Source organism: Paraburkholderia caffeinilytica (assembly GCF_003368325.1).
Taxonomy (GTDB): domain Bacteria; phylum Pseudomonadota; class Gammaproteobacteria; order Burkholderiales; family Burkholderiaceae; genus Paraburkholderia; species Paraburkholderia caffeinilytica.
Genome location: NZ_CP031467.1, coordinates 2,328,271 through 2,343,975, shown reverse-complemented (window position 1 = coordinate 2,343,975; position 15,705 = coordinate 2,328,271). Strand labels below are relative to the sequence as shown.

The window sequence follows — 15,705 nt, the reverse complement described above, 5'->3', positions numbered from 1 at the left end:
CGGGTCTGCTGCTAACAACGCCCCGTTTTCCGCGAGGCCCGGAACGAAGCTCCCCTGGCGATTCACTCGCTCATTGGAAATGGTGTGTTGCAGAACCTGGCCCCGTTTGAAGTGTCAGAAAAGTGTTGAGCCCATCAGGCGTAAGATGGCCTCCTGACTACTCTGCCGGACGCAGTGACCGGAGAATCCTTCAATGTGGAAAACCAGTATCGTGGCCGTGCTGCTCGGCACTTCGCTGCTTGCGAACGCGCAACAAGGGGCGGCGCAACAGGTCGTGCAATGGCAGTTGCAGATCATGCGCGACGGCCAGCAGATCGATTCGTTCGACGGCACCACCACCGTCGGCCAGGCGCGCACGGACACGCATCACAAGATGGTCCAGCACAACGTCGGCTGCAAAGACCAGCCCGGCGGCAGCATCGATCTGGCGCGCACGCTGACGATCTCGCCGCTGCAGGCGGACGCGAGCGCGGTCACGCTGTCGATCGAAGCCCAGGAAACATTCGAGGAAGACGTCGCGCAACAAACCGACACCGGCTGCAAGTTGCCGCCGCAACCGCGTCAGGTGAGCGCGAGCCATCCGGGCCTGAAGCTGCCGCCAGGTCAATGGGTCAGCTGGACGATCGTCGACAAGAATCCGAACCTGGTCTATCGCGTGCGTGCGAGCCTCGCGAACAGCGCCAACTAGTGCAATGCGAATCGCACGAACTGAATCGAACAACCGAAGCCCCAACAGAACACGTGGACAACGCGGCATGCGAAACCCAGAAGAATTGATCCGCGAGAGCGCAGCGCCCAAGGATTTCATTGCGGTCAGCTGGAATCTGCATAAAGGCCGCACGCCGCTCGGCTTTCAGGCCTGGCAGGCGATGCAGCGCTGGGTTCAGTCAACCCATGCGGACGCGTATTTTTTACAGGAAGCGATGGCGCGGCGCATGCCCTCGCCAATCCTGGCAAGCAGTTTCGGCTCGCCGCTCGCCGATCCGTTGAGCGATGTATGGCATTGCCAGGCCACCGAGATCGCACGCGCGGCCGAACTCGAAATAGCGCTTGGGCCGAACGTCTTCAAACCGTCGTGGCGCCATGGCAATGCGATTCTGTCGCCGCATCCGCTCGATCTCGGCGGACGCTGGGATATCTCCGCGCATCGCTTCGAAAAGCGCGGACTGCTGGTGGCGCGGGCGACTTTCGGCGGTCATTCGGTCACGCTGCTGTGCGCGCATCTCGCGCTCACGCGCTCGGCGCGCTTGCGGCAGATGAACTGGATCGCGCACTGGATCGCGAAGGAAGCGCCGGAAGGTCCGCTGGTTCTGGCCGGCGACTTCAACGACTGGCGCAACGACTCGGTGCCGCTCTTCGCCGAACACGGCCTGCAGGAAGTGGCAACGCTGCTTGGCGAATCGGGGCGCACATTTCCGGCCTTCTCGCCGGCGCTTGCGCTCGACAAGATGTTCGTGCGCGGCATGGAGCCGGTCGAGTGGATTCAGCCGACGCAGGAAACGGCGTGGCTGTCGGATCACTTGCCGTATATGGCGCGGTTGCGGGTCGAGTGAGTTAACCTCGGCGCGGCGTCCGGTTCAGCGCCGCTGCGATTTCCTCGTTTGGCGTTCTCAAAACACAACACGCAATGCGCTTTGCGCGGCATGAAATTGCGGCGGACAGCGTGATGGCAGTCTCATCCGGGCGTCACTCGGAGTAATCACGACATGACACGCCATCTGCCTTTCCCAGAAAGAGATTCCAGCGATTCAACAGACCATCAATCCTTTTCTGTGTACCAACCAAAGGTTGCAGGCAGCCACTGACAAAAGCGGCTGCATCTCCCTCCCCTCCACCGCGTTTCCCTCACGTTTTGCCCCGATCTCTCGCGCTTTTGCCAGTTTTATTAGCAGGGTCAATGCTGCGGCGCACGGCGGGTTTCGGTATCATCCTGAAAATGTTGCCCGCGCGGCGCGCCTATCCGGCGCATCCCGGACAACCGATGGCAGCCGCCCTGCGCGGTTTTCGCCCATCGCCGTACCCTTGCCGAAGCGCGGCTGCAACCACGCCAGCGTACTTCGCGGCGCCGATCGTATCCGTAACCGGCGCCGACGCTTCCAGGTCCGGTAACCCGCTTCACCACGCTCAACCGCCGCGCCACCGCCCTCGGGCAGCGGGCGCGGTAAAATAGCGGATTGCGCGTGATTCCCGATCTCGGGTTAGCGCAGCATCGCCCTTGCCGTGCCGGCCGGCTAAAACGACTGGCCGCCTTTGTTTTCGCACTATCCAAGAAGCCATGAGCAACCTGAACTCACAAACCGTCCTGAGCGTCCATCACTGGACCGATACGCTTTTCAGCTTCACCTGCACGCGCGACCCGTCGTTCCGTTTCGAAAACGGCCAGTTCACGATGGTGGGCCTCGAAGTCGACGGCAAGCCGCTGATCCGCGCCTACAGCCTTGCAAGTGCGAACTACGAAGAGCACCTTGAATTCCTGAGCATCAAGGTACAGGACGGCCCGCTCACGTCGCGCTTGCAGCACCTGAAGGTCGGCGACGAAGTCCTGATCGGCAAGAAGCCGGTCGGCACGCTGATGGCCGACAACCTGCTGCCGGGCAAGACGCTGTGGCTGCTGTCCACCGGCACGGGTCTCGCGCCGTTCATGTCGATCATTAAAGATCCGGACATTTACGACCGCTACGAGCGCGTGGTCCTGACGCACACCTGCCGTTTCGTCGACGAACTGGCGTACAAGGAATACATCACGGATCACCTGCCGGCGCACGAGCATCTGGGCGAGCTGGTGCAGGAGAAGCTGCTGTACTACCCGACGGTGACGCGCGAAGCGTTCCAGAACCGCGGCCGCATCACCGAACTGATCGAAACCGAAAAGCTGTTCGCCGACCTCGGCGTGCCGGGCTTCTCGCTCGAAGACGACCGCGTGATGCTGTGCGGCAGCCCGCACATGCTGCGCGACACGCGCAAGCTGCTCGACGACCTGGGCTTCCAGGAAGGCAGCAACAACGCGCCGGGTCACTACGTGGTCGAAAAGGCGTTCGTGGGCTAAGCGGACGCTCAGATTTCGCGGCCGGCGCCGCGTACTCAGCAAAAAAGGAGCCTTCGGGCTCCTTTTTTTTGCCCAGTTACAAATCAGGGCGCTTGTCCTAACATTTGGCGTCAGCATTATTCCTACAAACATGTCGCCGCCAAACATCAACCATCACGCGAAATATAGGCGCTAACCCTTGGTGCGTCTGAATTTTTTCTTTTTTTAAGATATTATCCCGGCGCATGATCGGTCGGTTTAACATGTCGGTCATGACACAACGATATTGTTACTGAATGTAAATTTCGTTACGCCGCACCGTAGCGATTTGTCCGTCGCGCACAACGTGTAAAGCACATTCCTGGAGGCCAGAGACTCGCATGCGTTCTTTTGTCTTCGCGCCGCCGATGCGCATCCGCTTCGCCGTTAACACTGCTTCCTGAGAGGGAAAGTCATGGATACGTCGACCGTCGTCCCGTTTAGCGCTCACATTCCGCCTTCACTTGCACACGCCGCGCCGCCGTCCGCCGCTGAGCGCGAACTCGCGCAACTGCGCGCCCGCGTGCGCGAACTGTCGACCGAGCTCGTGCAGGCGCAGGAAGCGGCCTGCCGCCATGTGGCGCGCGAACTGCACGACGGCGTCGGTGCCGAGTTGACCGCGACGCGTTTCGCCCTTGCCGGCGTCGAAACCTGGCTGCCCGCCGATGCGCCGCCGCAGTGCGCGGCCGCGCTTGCCGTTGCGAATCGCTCGCTCGACGCCGTGTGCGCCGCCAGCCGGCAGGCCGTCGCGGAATTGCACGCACCGTCGCTCGAAGCGGGCATCGTCGGGGCGTTGGCGCAATGGACCGGCGACTTCGCCACGCGCACGAACCTGCGCACGAGTTTCGTCTGCGCCGCCGACGTGCGGCTCACGCGCCTGCCCACCGACGCGGCACTGGCCGTATTCCGGGTCGCCCAGGAAGCACTGAACAATATTGCCAAGCATGCGCGCGCCGAATCCGCCGACGTGCGGATCGAAACGGGCCGCCGTCACCTGACGCTGATTGTCAGCGACGACGGCATCGGCCTGACGCGCGCCGTCCGCAGCCGTCGCGGTCATTTCGGCCTGAGCGGCATGCAGGCCCGCTGCGCCGCCTTCGACGGCACACTGCGGATCAGCGCCCGGCGAATCGGTTCACGCCGCAGCGACAGCGGCAACGAGTCGCGCGGCACGCTCGTGCAGGCGCGCTTTGCGTGGGACGCGATGCTGGCGAGCGCACCAGGCGCCGAGCGTCGCGCGCTGCAATCGTGAGCACGCCGTCATGAGCTTGCGCATCCTGCTCGCCGACGACCATGCGGTGGTTCGCCAAGGCGTCCGCCAGTTGCTGCTCGACCGCGGCGTGGCGCGCGAAGTCACCGAAGCGGAAAGCGGTGCCGAAGCGCTCGAGGCCGTTGCCCAACACTGCTATGACGTGGTGCTGCTCGACATTTCGCTGCCGGACATGAATGGCGTCGAAGTGCTCAAGCGTCTGAAACGCAAAGCGCCGCGTGTGGCCGTGCTGATGTTCTCGATGTACCGCGAGGATCAATATGCCGTGCGCGCGCTCAAGGCCGGCGCTGCCGGCTACCTGTCGAAGACCGTCGACGCCGCGCAGATGATCGGCGCGATCCAGCAGGTCGCGGCGGGCCGCAAATACGTCAGCCCGGCCATGGCCGAAGCGCTGGCGGACTACGTCTCCTTCGACGGCGAACAATTGCCGCACGAAAAGCTCTCGGATCGCGAATACCAGACGCTGTGCATGCTCGCATCCGGCAAACGGCTGACGGATATCGCCATGACGCTATCGTTGTCGGTGAAAACGGTCAGCGTGTACCGCACCCGGCTGCTCGAGAAAATGAAGCTCCGCAATAACGCCGAGCTGACCTTCTATGTGATGAGCAACCGCCTCGTCGATCTGAATCCGGCGATGGCCGGCTGACGTTCTCTTTCTGAGATCGCTGAATAACGTCCGGCTTGCGTCCGACCACGCGGACGCGCTCGCAAGAGCGCGACCCCACCCGATTGGGCGTGGAGCGCGCGGAAGCCTTTCCGCCGCGTGTTGTGCCCGGACAAACCCCACATTCAAATCGCCTCCGTCAGGCGTTTCCCCCCTGCCGTCAGACGCCAAAAACACTGTCCCAAAATGGTGCAGAGGCGGGCATCCGTTAAAATCGCGGGTTTCCCCGACATTCGGCGCGCAAGACGCGTGCACTACTGGAGACCCACCGCCAATGTCCCTGTTTCGCAAAAAGAGTGTCGAGCACATGATCGCCTCGAGCGCTCAGAACGCCGGCTTGAAGAAAGCGCTCGGCGCGCTCGACCTGACGTTCCTCGGCGTCGGCGCCATTATCGGCACCGGCATTTTCGTGCTGACCGGCACGGGCGCCGTTCAGGCCGGCCCGGCGCTGATGGTGTCGTTCCTGATCGCGGCGGTGGCCTGCGGTTTCGCCGCACTTGCCTATGCGGAGTTCGCATCGACGATTCCGGTCGCGGGGTCCATCTACACGTATTCGTACGCGACGCTTGGCGAACTGGCCGCCTGGATCATCGGCTGGGACTTGATGCTCGAGTATGGACTGGCGACGTCGGCGGTGTCGGTCGGCTGGTCGGGCTATCTGCAATCGCTGCTGTCGGGCTTCGGCGTGAGCTTGCCGGTTGCGCTAACGGCGGCGCCGGGCGCCTTGCCGGGGCACGAGACATGGTTCAACCTGCCCGCCTTCCTCGTGATGATGGCGATCACGGCGCTGCTGTCGCTCGGCGTGCGTGAATCCGCGCGAATCAACAACATCATGGTGGCGATCAAGGTGATCGTGGTGCTGCTCGTGATCGGCGTGGGCGTTTTCCATGTAACGCCGGCGAACTGGCATCCGTTCATGCCGAATGGCTGGAATGGCGTGTTCGGCGCGGCGGCGGTGATGTTCTTCGCGTTCATCGGGTTCGATTCGGTGTCTTCCGCCGCGGAGGAAGTGAAGAATCCGAAGCGCGATCTGCCGATCGGGATCATTGCGTCGCTGGGCGTGTGCGCGGTGTTGTACGTTGCTGTGGCCGCCGTGGTCACCGGAATCGTGCCGTCCGCGCAGTTCGCGAACATTTCGCATCCGGTGTCTTACGCGTTGCAGGTGGCGGGGCAGAAATGGGTGGCGGGCTTTATCGACCTTGGCGCCGTGCTGGGCATGCTGACGGTGATTCTGGTGATGGCGTATGGCCAGACGCGGGTGATCTTCGCCATGTCACGGGATGGTTTGTTGCCGGCGCGGCTTTCGCGTGTTCATCCGAAGTTTGCTACGCCGTTTTTTACGACGTGGCTCGTGGGGATTTTCTTTGGGCTGATTGGTGCGCTGGTGCCATTGAATGTGCTGGCTGAGCTGATCAATATCGGCACGTTGGCCGCGTTTTCGATGGTGTCGATTGCGGTGCTTGTCTTGCGGAAAACGCATCCGGAGTTGCCGCGGGCATTTCGGTGTCCTGGTGTGCCGGTGGTGCCGGTGTTGGCTGTCGCCTCGTGTCTGTTTTTGATGGTTAATCTGCAGGTGGTCACCTGGGTGGCGTTTGTGGTTTGGTTGCTGATCGGGATGGTTGTTTATTTTGGGTATTCGCGGCGGCATTCCAGGTTGGCGAAATAAAGGGTTTGTTTTTTTGCCTGCGGCGTGTTTTGTTGTCTGGTTGCCTGGGGTGGTGGGGATTGCTTGAGCTGGGTGCCTGCTCGGCGTGTTTTTGGCTGCGCGGCGATTGTTGTTCTTGTGCTTATGGTGTTGTCTTTCCCTGATCTGGCTTTCGTGCCTTTCCTTGATCGGGATTTGGTGCCTTTCCTTGATCGGGATTTGGTGCCCTTCCTTGAATTGCTAGTGGTCTATTAGCGTTCGCCCCTGTGCGGGGCAGGCACTCACTTCTCTTTGCCGCCGCAAAGAGAAGTAAGCAAGAGAAAGCGGCTCACACCGCTCATGCTAAGCGGGCACCTTTGTTTGCACATGGTAGTGGTGCATCTGGAATCCGTGCCCTCGCACCTTCTGGCGTTAGTGACAAGGGACTCATCAGCTCCCACTCCGCACTGCGTGCGTCGCGGACGGGGCTGCATGGGAAACCAGCGGCTTCGTTTGGGTTTGGTGGAGCCATCGGCTTCGCCTCGGCGACGCGCCTCCGCCCTCACCCCGGAAACCCCCACTTCAAATGATCTGCCGGCGTGCTGCAATCATCGTCCCAACCCCAGTCACAATCACCACCACGACCAAAGTCGCAACCACAACCGCAGCTACCCTTCCAATCGCAATCGCAATCGCAGTCGCAGTCGCGGTTGCAGGCGCACTTGCACTTGCACTTGCAGTGGCGGTGGCAGTGGCGGTGGCGGTGGCGGTGGCGGTGGCGGTGGCGGTGACGATTGTGATGGCGGTGCAATGACGAGCCACTACACGGTCGCGAAACGCGAGTGCGAAACGTAGCGGGTGGTTTTATGAGGTGCTCTTCGGCGCGCGCAGCGCCGCCGGAAGTATGACTCCCTTGTCACCAGCGCAGGCAGGGGCGCGAGCACCGATTCCAGATGCACCACTACCCTGTGCAAACAGAGGCGCCCGCTTAGCAGGATCGGTGTGAGCCGCTTTCTCTTGCTTACTTCTCTTTGCGGCGGCAAAGAGAAGTAAGTGCCTGCCCCGCACAGGGGCGACACTAATAGACCACTAACAATTCAAGGAAAGGCACAAAATCCAGAAACACAGACAAAAAACCGATCAAGAAAACCCCAAAACCCACATCAAGAAAAAGCAAACACGATAAGCCCCCCCAACAAGAACCCGCCGAGCAGGCACACAACCCAATAGCGCCCCCAGGCAATTTGTGCTTTACTTTTCGGCAGACCCATAAAAAAACCGCAAACCCGCAGCACCCTAATCGGACCCCACGAGCAGGCAGCTGAAGGCAGGAAAAAACAAAGGTCCGGTTTCACCCCATAAGGAGACAACTTCATGGCGATCAGCATCAGTCTGACGGTGAACGGCGCGCCCATCAGCGCCTCAATCGACCCCAACACCCTGCTTGTCCAGTTCCTTCGCGATCAACTGCGCCTCACCGGAACGCACATCGGCTGCGACACCGCCCAGTGCGGCGCGTGCACCGTCCATCTGAACGGCCGCGCGATCAAATCCTGCAACATCCTCGCGGTGCAGGCGGAAGGCGCAAACATCACCACCATCGAAGGACTCGCCAAGGACGGCGCCCTGCACCCGATGCAAGCCGCCTTCAAACACTGCCACGGTCTGCAGTGCGGTTTCTGTACGCCCGGCATGGTGATGAGCGCAGTCTCGCTCGTCGAGCGTCAGCCCGACCTCACCGGCGACGACGTGCGTGCCGAGCTCGACGGCAATCTCTGCCGCTGTACGGGATATCACAACATCGTCAAAGCAGTGCTCGAAGGCGCCGCAGGCATGAAGTCCTCCGGCACGGCCAATACCACCGCCGCGGCCACTGCGCCAGCCACCGCCTGAGGAGCCGACGATGAACGCACCCGACACCCACCTCATCGGTACTTCCGTCGAACGTAAGGAAGACTATCGTTTCCTCACCGGCAACGGTCAGTACACCGACGACATCGTCCTGCCGCAGCAAACCTATGCGGTATTCCTGCGCTCGCCGCACGCACACGCAAAAATCAACAGCATCGACACCGCCGCCGCGAAACAGTCGCCCGGCGTCGTCGCGATCTTCACCGGCGCGGACATGGCCGCGGACAACGTCGGCGGACTGCCGTGCGGCTGGCTGATCCACAGCACAGACGGCAAGCCGATGAACGAGCCGCCGCATCCGATCATTGCGCATACGAAAGTGCGTCATGTCGGCGATCAAGTTGCGCTCGTCATCGCCGATTCGATCAAGGCCGCGAAAGACGCGGCCGAACTGATAGAGGTCGACTACGACGTGCTGCCGGCCGTGGTCGACACCGCGCACGCGTCTGATCCAGGCCAGGCCGCGGTTCACGACGAAGTGCCGGACAACGTCTGCTACAACTGGGGCCACGGCGACAAAGCCGCGACCGACGCCGCCTTCGCCAAGGCCGCGCACGTCACCACGCTCGACATCGTCAACAACCGTCTGATCCCGAATGCGATCGAACCGCGCGCGGTCAACGCGAGCTATTCGGTGCAGGACGACAGCTACACACTCTACGTCGCGAATCAGAATCCGCACGTGGAACGCCTGTTGATGGCCGCTTTCGTGCTGTCTCTGCCGGAATCGAAACTGCGCGTCGTCGCGCCGGATGTCGGCGGCGGCTTCGGGTCGAAGATTTTCCTCTACGCCGAAGACGTCGCGCTCACGTGGGCCTCGAAGAAGATTCGCCGTCCGGTCAAATGGACCGCCGAACGCTCGGAAGCGTTCGTATCCGATGCGCACGGCCGCGATCACGTCACCAAGGCCGAACTGGCGATGGACGCCGACGGCAAGTTCCTCGGGATGCGCATTCATACGATCGCCAACATGGGCGCGTATCTGTCGACCTTCGCCTCGAGCGTGCCGACCATCCTTTACGCGACGCTGCTCGCCGGCCAGTACGCGACACCCGCCATCTACGCCGAGGTGAAAGCGGTCTTCACCAACACCGTCCCGGTCGATGCCTACCGCGGCGCGGGCCGTCCGGAAGCGACGTACGTGGTCGAACGTCTGGTCGAAACCGCAGCACGTGAGATGAAGCTCGATCCCGCGGAAATCCGCCGCCGCAACTTCATCCGCACGTTTCCGTATGCCACGCCGGTCGGCCTCACCTACGATACCGGCGACTACGAGACCACGCTGAACCGCGCGCTCGAACTCGCGGATGTGAAAGGCTTTGCCGCGCGCAGGCAGGAATCCGAAAAGAACGGCAAGCTGCGTGGCCTCGGCTACTCGTGCTACATCGAAGCCTGCGGTTTGGCGCCGTCGAACATTGCCGGCGCATTGGGCGCACGGGCCGGACTCTTCGAAGTCGGCCAGATCCGCGTGCATCCGACAGGTTCGGTCACGGTGTTCACCGGCTCCCACAGTCACGGTCAAGGGCACGAGACAACCTTTGCGCAAGTGGTCGCGGACCGGCTCGGCATCGCGCTGGAAAGCGTGGAGATCGTTCATGGCGACACCGGGCGCATTCCGTTCGGCATGGGCACGTACGGCTCGCGCTCAATTGCGGTCGGCGGCTCGGCGATCATGAAGGCGCTCGACAAGATCGAAGCGAAGGCGAAGAAAATCGCCGCGCATCTGCTGGAAGCCGCAGCGGAAGACATCGAGTTCAAGGACGGCGTGTTTCGCGTTGCCGGCACCGATCGCACCAAAGCATTTGCCGACATCTCGCTCGCGGCGTATGTGCCGCACAACTATCCGCTCAACGTGCTCGAACCGGGCCTCGAAGAAAGCGCGTTCTACGATCCGAGCAACTTCACGTATCCGGCCGGCTCGTACATCTGCGAGATCGAGGTCGATCCGGAGACAGGCGTCTGCCGCATCCAGCAGTTCACCGCGGTCGACGATTTCGGCAACGTGATCAATCCGATGATTGTCGAAGGCCAGGTGCATGGCGGGCTCGCCCAGGGCATCGGACAGGCGATGCTGGAGCGCTGCGTGTACGACAACGAGAGCGGTCAGTTGCTGTCCGGCTCCTATATGGACTACGCGATGCCGCATGCGTCCGATCTGCCGAACTTCACGGTCGAAACCGCGAAGGGCACACCGTGCACACACAATCCGCTCGGCGTGAAAGGCTGCGGCGAGGCAGGCGCGATCGGCTCGCCACCCGCGGTCATCAACGCCATCCTGGACGCGCTCGCGCCGCTCGGCGTAACCGATCTGCAAATGCCGGCAACGCCGCATCGCGTGTGGTCCGCGATCCACGCGGCCAAGCAACCCCACTGAGATCCTGAGCGGAGCATTCGACATGTATTCATTCGAGTATCAACGCGCGGCGGATCCGAAAGCGGCCGCCGCAGCCATCGCTGCCGACAGTGACGCGAAGTTCATCGCCGGCGGACAAAGCCTGTTGCCCACCATGCGTCTGCGGCTCGCGCAGCCGTCGCAACTGATCGACGTGACGCGGATTCCAGCGCTCAAATCGATCACCGTCGACGCCGGCAAGGTGACGATCGGCGCCGCTGTATGCCATGCGGACGTCGCCGATCACGCCGGACTTCGGCGCGTGCTGCCGGCGCTCGCGGATCTCGCCGGACACATCGGCGATCGTCAGGTGCGCGCGCTCGGCACTATCGGCGGCTCGCTCGCGAACAACGATCCGGCCGCCTGCTATCCGGCTGCGGCGATGGCGTTGGACGCAACCATCGTCACGGACCGGCGGCGGATTGCCTCGAGCGATTTCTTCGTCGGCATGTACGAGACGGAATTGGCGCCCGACGAACTGATCGTGGCCGTGGAGTTTCCGGTGCCCGAACGCGCTGCCTACGAGAAATTCCGCCAGCCGGCGTCGCAGTTTGCCCTGGTCGGCGTGTTCGTCGCGAAGTTCGCGAACGGCGTGCGCGTCGCGGTGACAGGTGCGGCGTCGTCGGTATTTCGCGTGCCGGAGCTGGAAAGCGCGCTATCGGCGAATTTCACGCCCGAGGCCGCGCGAGCGGTAACCGTACCCGATGCCGACCTGAACGCCGACATGCACGCGAGCGCCGAATATCGCGCGCATCTGATTCCGGTGCTGGGCGCGCGAGCGGTGGCGAAGGCGAACGGCTAGCGATTGTCGACACCATGCAGCCTGCTTCAATCGACGACACCCTCGCGCAACTTGCCGCTCAAAGCTACTTCGCCAGCCGCGAACTCGCGACCGCGTTGTATCTCGCGCTGCGCATGGAGCGGCCGTTGTTCGTCGAAGGCGAGCCGGGTGTCGGCAAGACCGAACTCGCCAAAGCCGCGGCGGGGATGCTCGGCACCTCGATGCTGCGGCTGCAATGCTACGAAGGACTCGACACTGCCAGCGCGCTCTACGAATGGGACTACCCGCGCCAGATCATGGCGCTGCGCCTGGCCGAAGCCGCCGGCAAACGGCCCGGCAACGACACGCTCTATCGCAGCGAATTCCTGCTGAAGCGGCCGCTGCTGCAAGCGCTGATGCCCGACGAAAATCATCCGGGCGCGCGGCGCGTGTTGCTGATCGACGAGATCGACCGCGCCGACGAACCGTTCGAAGCATTTCTGCTCGAGTTGCTGTCCGACTTTCAGGTATCGATTCCCGAATACGGCACGGTGCGCGCGGAGCAGCCGCCGCTGGTGGTCATGACGTCGAACCGCACGCGCGAAGTACACGATGCGTTGAAACGCCGTTGCCTGTATCAATGGATCGGTTATCCCGAACGCGATCGGGAACTGGAGATCGTCGCCGCGCGCGCGCCGCAAACGTCGGCTGAGTTGCAACGGCGCGCGGTCGATTTTGTGCATCGGCTGCGCGGCATGGACCTGTTCAAGGCGCCCGGCATCGCCGAAACGATCGACTGGTGCCGCGCTTTGGAGGCGCTGTCGGTGACGGAGCTCGATCCGCAATCGGTGCAAAACACGCTGGGTGTGCTGCTCAAGTATCAGGACGATCTGGCGCGCGTCGACGCCGCGCAGATCGCGCAATGCCTTGCGACGCCAGGATAACGGCGATGGAAAAGAACCCCGACGCTGGCAACAGCGCTTCAGCAAGCAGTGAACCGCCCGCAAACAGCGACATTGCGCGAAGCAGTAGTGCATCGGCGAGTCGTCCCGTGTTGACAAACGACGCAAGTGCACGCTTGGCGCCCGCGCCCGTCGAAACGTCGACCTCGCCGACCGATACACCCACACTCGCGCACAACGTCGTCCATTTTGTGCGCGTGCTGCGCGGCGCGGGCTTGCCGATGTCGCCGGCGCAAGCGGTCGACGCACTCGAGGCGCTGCACTGGATCGACCTCGGCCGCCGCGACGATGTACGCGCCGCGCTCGCCACGCTATTGGTCTGCGCGCCGGACGAACGCGACCTCTTCAACGCCGCCTTCGACCTGTTCTGGCGCGACCCGGATTGGGAAGGCAAGCTGCGTGCGCTGCTGCTGCCGAAAGTTCGCGACGGGCTGCCGCCGCCCAAACGCAACAACCGTCTCGCCGATGCGCTTGCCGTGCGCACGCCACCCTCGCCGCACCGTAGAGCGCCGCAGGAAACCGAACAGCACGACCTGCACGCGCATGTCACCTTCAGCGCTGAAGAGCGGCTGCGCCATCGCGATTTCGACACGCTTTCCGCCGACGAATGGCGCACCTTGCGTCATCTGATCCGCGGCCAGCGTCTGCCGCTGGCCACCGAACCGACGCGCCGCCTGAAGGCCGCTTCGCACGGCACGCATGCCGATTTGCGCGCGAGCGCCCGGCACGCGGTGCGCGCAGGCGGCGACTGGACGGTATGGAAGTATCGCGCGGTGGTGGAACGCAAACCCCCGCTCGTGCTGCTGCTCGATATCTCCGGCTCGATGAGCAGCTATTCGCGCGCGGTCCTGTACTTCTGCCACGCGCTGCTGCAATCGCGTGAGCGTCTGCAGGTGTTCCTTTTCGGCACGCGCCTGACCAACGCGACGCGCGCGCTGCGCGAGCGCGATCCCGACGTGGCGATCGCGACGCTGGCCGATCAGGTGGTCGACTGGTCGGGCGGCACGCGGATCGGCGCGGCGCTCGCCGAATTCAACCGGCGCTGGGCACGCCGCGTGCTGACCGGCAGGGCCACCGTGCTGCTCGTTACCGACGGCCTCGATCACGAAGCGATCGACGTGCTCGACACCGAAATGGCCCGCCTGCGCCGCTTCGCACACCGTATCGTGTGGCTCAACCCGCTGCTGCGTTTCAGCGGTTTCTCACCGAAAGCGCGCGGCGTGCAGGCGATCCTGCCGTATGTCGACGCACATCGTCCGGTTCATAATCTGGACAGTCTGACAGCATTCGGCCACGACCTCGCGCAACTCACGCGCGCGCCTCGCTTGACCGTCCGCGCCACGACAACTGCAGGAGCAACGCCATGGAATTGAGTGAAACCCATACGCTGCCGGTTCCTCAGCAGCGCGCCTGGGATGCGCTGAACGATACCGAAATCCTGCGCGTGTGCATTCCCGGCTGCGAGAGCATCGACCCGGATGGCGAAAACGCGTATGCGGTGGTGTTGAGCGCATCGGTCGGTCCCGTGAAGGCGCGCTTCAAAGGGCGTATGCTGCTGACCGACATCGAGGCGCCGAACAGCTACACCATCGTTTTCGAAGGCCAGGGCGGTGCGGCAGGCTTCGGCAAAGGCAATACGCGCGTCACGCTCGAACCCGAAGGCGAAGACGCGACGAAGCTCACGTACACGGCGACGGCGCAGGTCGGCGGTAAGCTCGCCCAGATCGGTTCGCGGCTGGTCGACGGCGCGGCGCGTAAGATCGCGGGCGAATTTTTCAAGCGCTTCGGCGCGCAGGTCGGCGGCGACGCTGACGGCGCCACGGCCCCGGATGACGGGGACACTGCAGCCTCCGACGCAGCGGCGCAAAATACGGAATCGAATGAGGCCACGGACACGGAGTCCGGCGGCGGCGGAACCAAAAGGAAGAAATCATGGACAGCGTGGATCTCGAAGTCCTGAAGTCCAGCGCACGTTGGCTGGAAGAAGGGCATCGCGCGCTACTGGTGACGGTGGTGAAAACGTGGGGCTCGTCGCCGCGTCCCGAGGGCGCGATGCTCGCGGTGCGTGACGATGGCCTCGTGGTGGGTTCGGTATCCGGCGGCTGCATCGAAGACGACCTGATCGACCGCGTGCGGCAAAAGGGTATTGAACAGACATGCCCGGAGGCGGTGAAGTACGGTATTTCGGCGGAAGAAGCGCATCGCTTCGGCCTGCCTTGCGGCGGCACGATTCAACTGGTGCTGGAACCTTTGACGCCACAAAGCGGCATTGCCGAACTGTGCCATGCGGTGGAGGAAGGTCGGCTGGTGGCTCGCGAAGTCGACATGGTGACGGGCGTGGTACGGCTCGATACGGCGCAGGCGACAGACGGCGTGCATTTCGACGGTGAGCGCCTGCTGACGATTCACGGCCCGCGCTACCGGATGCTGGTGATCGGCGCGGGGCAGTTGTCGCGCTACCTGTGCAACATCGCCGTCGGGCTCGATTATCAGGTCACCGTGTGCGATCCGCGCGAGGAGTACACCGAGGAGTGGAATATTCCCGGCACGAAGATCGTGCGGACGATGCCGGACGATACGGTGACCGACATGAAGCTCGACGAGCGGTGCGCGGTGATTGCCTTGACGCATGATCCGAAGCTCGACGATCTCGCGTTGATGGAGGCGTTGAAGACGCCGGCGTTTTATGTGGGTGCTTTGGGGTCGAGAAGGAATAATCAGGCGCGGCGCGAGCGGTTGAAAGAGTTCGATCTGAACGATACCGAGTTGGCTCGATTGCATGGGCCGGTCGGGATTTATATCGGCAGCCGGACGCCGCCTGAGATCGCTGTTTCCATTCTCGCTGAGGTTACTGCGGCTAAAAATGGCGTTTCGTTGCCGACCTTGCTGCAGGTTGAAGGCGCTAAGGCAGCGCGGGAGATTGCTGCTTCTGGTGGGGCTGCTTGTAGTGTTTAGTTGCTTTTTTTTGGGCTGCGCGGACGTTTGTTGTTCTTGTGCTTATGGTGTTGTCTTTCCCTGATCTGGCTTTCGTGCCTTTCCTTGATCTGGATTTTGT

General features: G+C 62.8%; 13 protein-coding genes. All 13 read left to right on the top strand.

Translation table 11 applies throughout. The features are described 5' to 3' along the window. Positions 1-193: 193 nt before the first annotated feature. The 13 genes from DSC91_RS26745 to DSC91_RS26675 all read left to right on the top strand — a co-directional run bounded on the left by DSC91_RS26745 (position 194) and on the right by DSC91_RS26675 (position 15,605). A complete protein-coding gene (locus DSC91_RS26745) occupies positions 194-688 on the top strand; it encodes a hypothetical protein (RefSeq protein ID WP_115781608.1) in 495 nt (164 codons plus the stop codon). Positions 689-755: 67 nt separating this feature from the next. Continuing rightward, on the top strand, positions 756-1,553 hold the full coding sequence (locus DSC91_RS26740; protein ID WP_115781607.1) for an endonuclease/exonuclease/phosphatase family protein: 798 nt from the start codon (positions 756-758) through the stop codon (positions 1,551-1,553). A 722-nt stretch (positions 1,554-2,275) separates the two neighbouring features. Beyond that, positions 2,276-3,046 (top strand): ferredoxin--NADP reductase, encoded by a 771-nt coding sequence (locus tag DSC91_RS26730; RefSeq protein ID WP_074285705.1) that lies wholly within the window; start codon positions 2,276-2,278, stop codon positions 3,044-3,046. Between the two features lie 433 nt (positions 3,047-3,479). Then, positions 3,480-4,316: a sensor histidine kinase gene (locus tag DSC91_RS26725; RefSeq protein ID WP_115781606.1), complete on the top strand. Its 837-nt coding sequence runs from the start codon at positions 3,480-3,482 to the stop codon at positions 4,314-4,316. Between the two features lie 10 nt (positions 4,317-4,326). After that, entirely contained in the window at positions 4,327-4,983 is a 657-nt protein-coding gene (gene rqpR / locus DSC91_RS26720) for a response regulator transcription factor RqpR (protein WP_115781605.1), read from the top strand. Positions 4,984-5,275: 292 nt separating this feature from the next. Beyond that, the gene (gene bcaP / locus DSC91_RS26715) at positions 5,276-6,667 is read left to right on the top strand and encodes a branched-chain amino acid transporter BcaP (RefSeq protein ID WP_115781604.1); all 1,392 of its coding nucleotides are present in this window, start codon (positions 5,276-5,278) and stop codon (positions 6,665-6,667) included. 1,332 nt (positions 6,668-7,999) lie between these two features. Beyond that, a complete protein-coding gene (locus tag DSC91_RS26705; RefSeq protein WP_115781603.1) occupies positions 8,000-8,518 on the top strand; it encodes a (2Fe-2S)-binding protein in 519 nt (172 codons plus the stop codon). 10 nt (positions 8,519-8,528) lie between these two features. Beyond that, complete coding sequence (locus tag DSC91_RS26700) at positions 8,529-10,910, top strand: xanthine dehydrogenase family protein molybdopterin-binding subunit (RefSeq protein ID WP_115781602.1); 2,382 nt, start codon at positions 8,529-8,531, stop codon at positions 10,908-10,910. A 22-nt stretch (positions 10,911-10,932) separates the two neighbouring features. Beyond that, the gene (locus DSC91_RS26695) at positions 10,933-11,730 is read left to right on the top strand and encodes an FAD binding domain-containing protein (protein WP_115781601.1); all 798 of its coding nucleotides are present in this window, start codon (positions 10,933-10,935) and stop codon (positions 11,728-11,730) included. A gap of 14 nt (positions 11,731-11,744) precedes the next feature. Continuing rightward, the gene (locus DSC91_RS26690) at positions 11,745-12,632 is read left to right on the top strand and encodes an AAA family ATPase (protein WP_115781600.1); all 888 of its coding nucleotides are present in this window, start codon (positions 11,745-11,747) and stop codon (positions 12,630-12,632) included. Positions 12,633-12,637: 5 nt separating this feature from the next. Further along, positions 12,638-14,023: a vWA domain-containing protein gene (locus DSC91_RS26685; RefSeq protein ID WP_229758138.1), complete on the top strand. Its 1,386-nt coding sequence runs from the start codon at positions 12,638-12,640 to the stop codon at positions 14,021-14,023. Then, complete coding sequence (locus DSC91_RS26680) at positions 14,014-14,610, top strand: SRPBCC family protein (RefSeq protein WP_115781599.1); 597 nt, start codon at positions 14,014-14,016, stop codon at positions 14,608-14,610. Before DSC91_RS26685 ends, DSC91_RS26680 begins: the two co-directional genes overlap by 10 nt. After that, the gene (locus tag DSC91_RS26675; RefSeq protein WP_115781598.1) at positions 14,583-15,605 is read left to right on the top strand and encodes an XdhC family protein; all 1,023 of its coding nucleotides are present in this window, start codon (positions 14,583-14,585) and stop codon (positions 15,603-15,605) included. The genes DSC91_RS26680 and DSC91_RS26675 overlap by 28 nt, the downstream gene beginning before the upstream one ends. Positions 15,606-15,705: the final 100 nt, after the last annotated feature.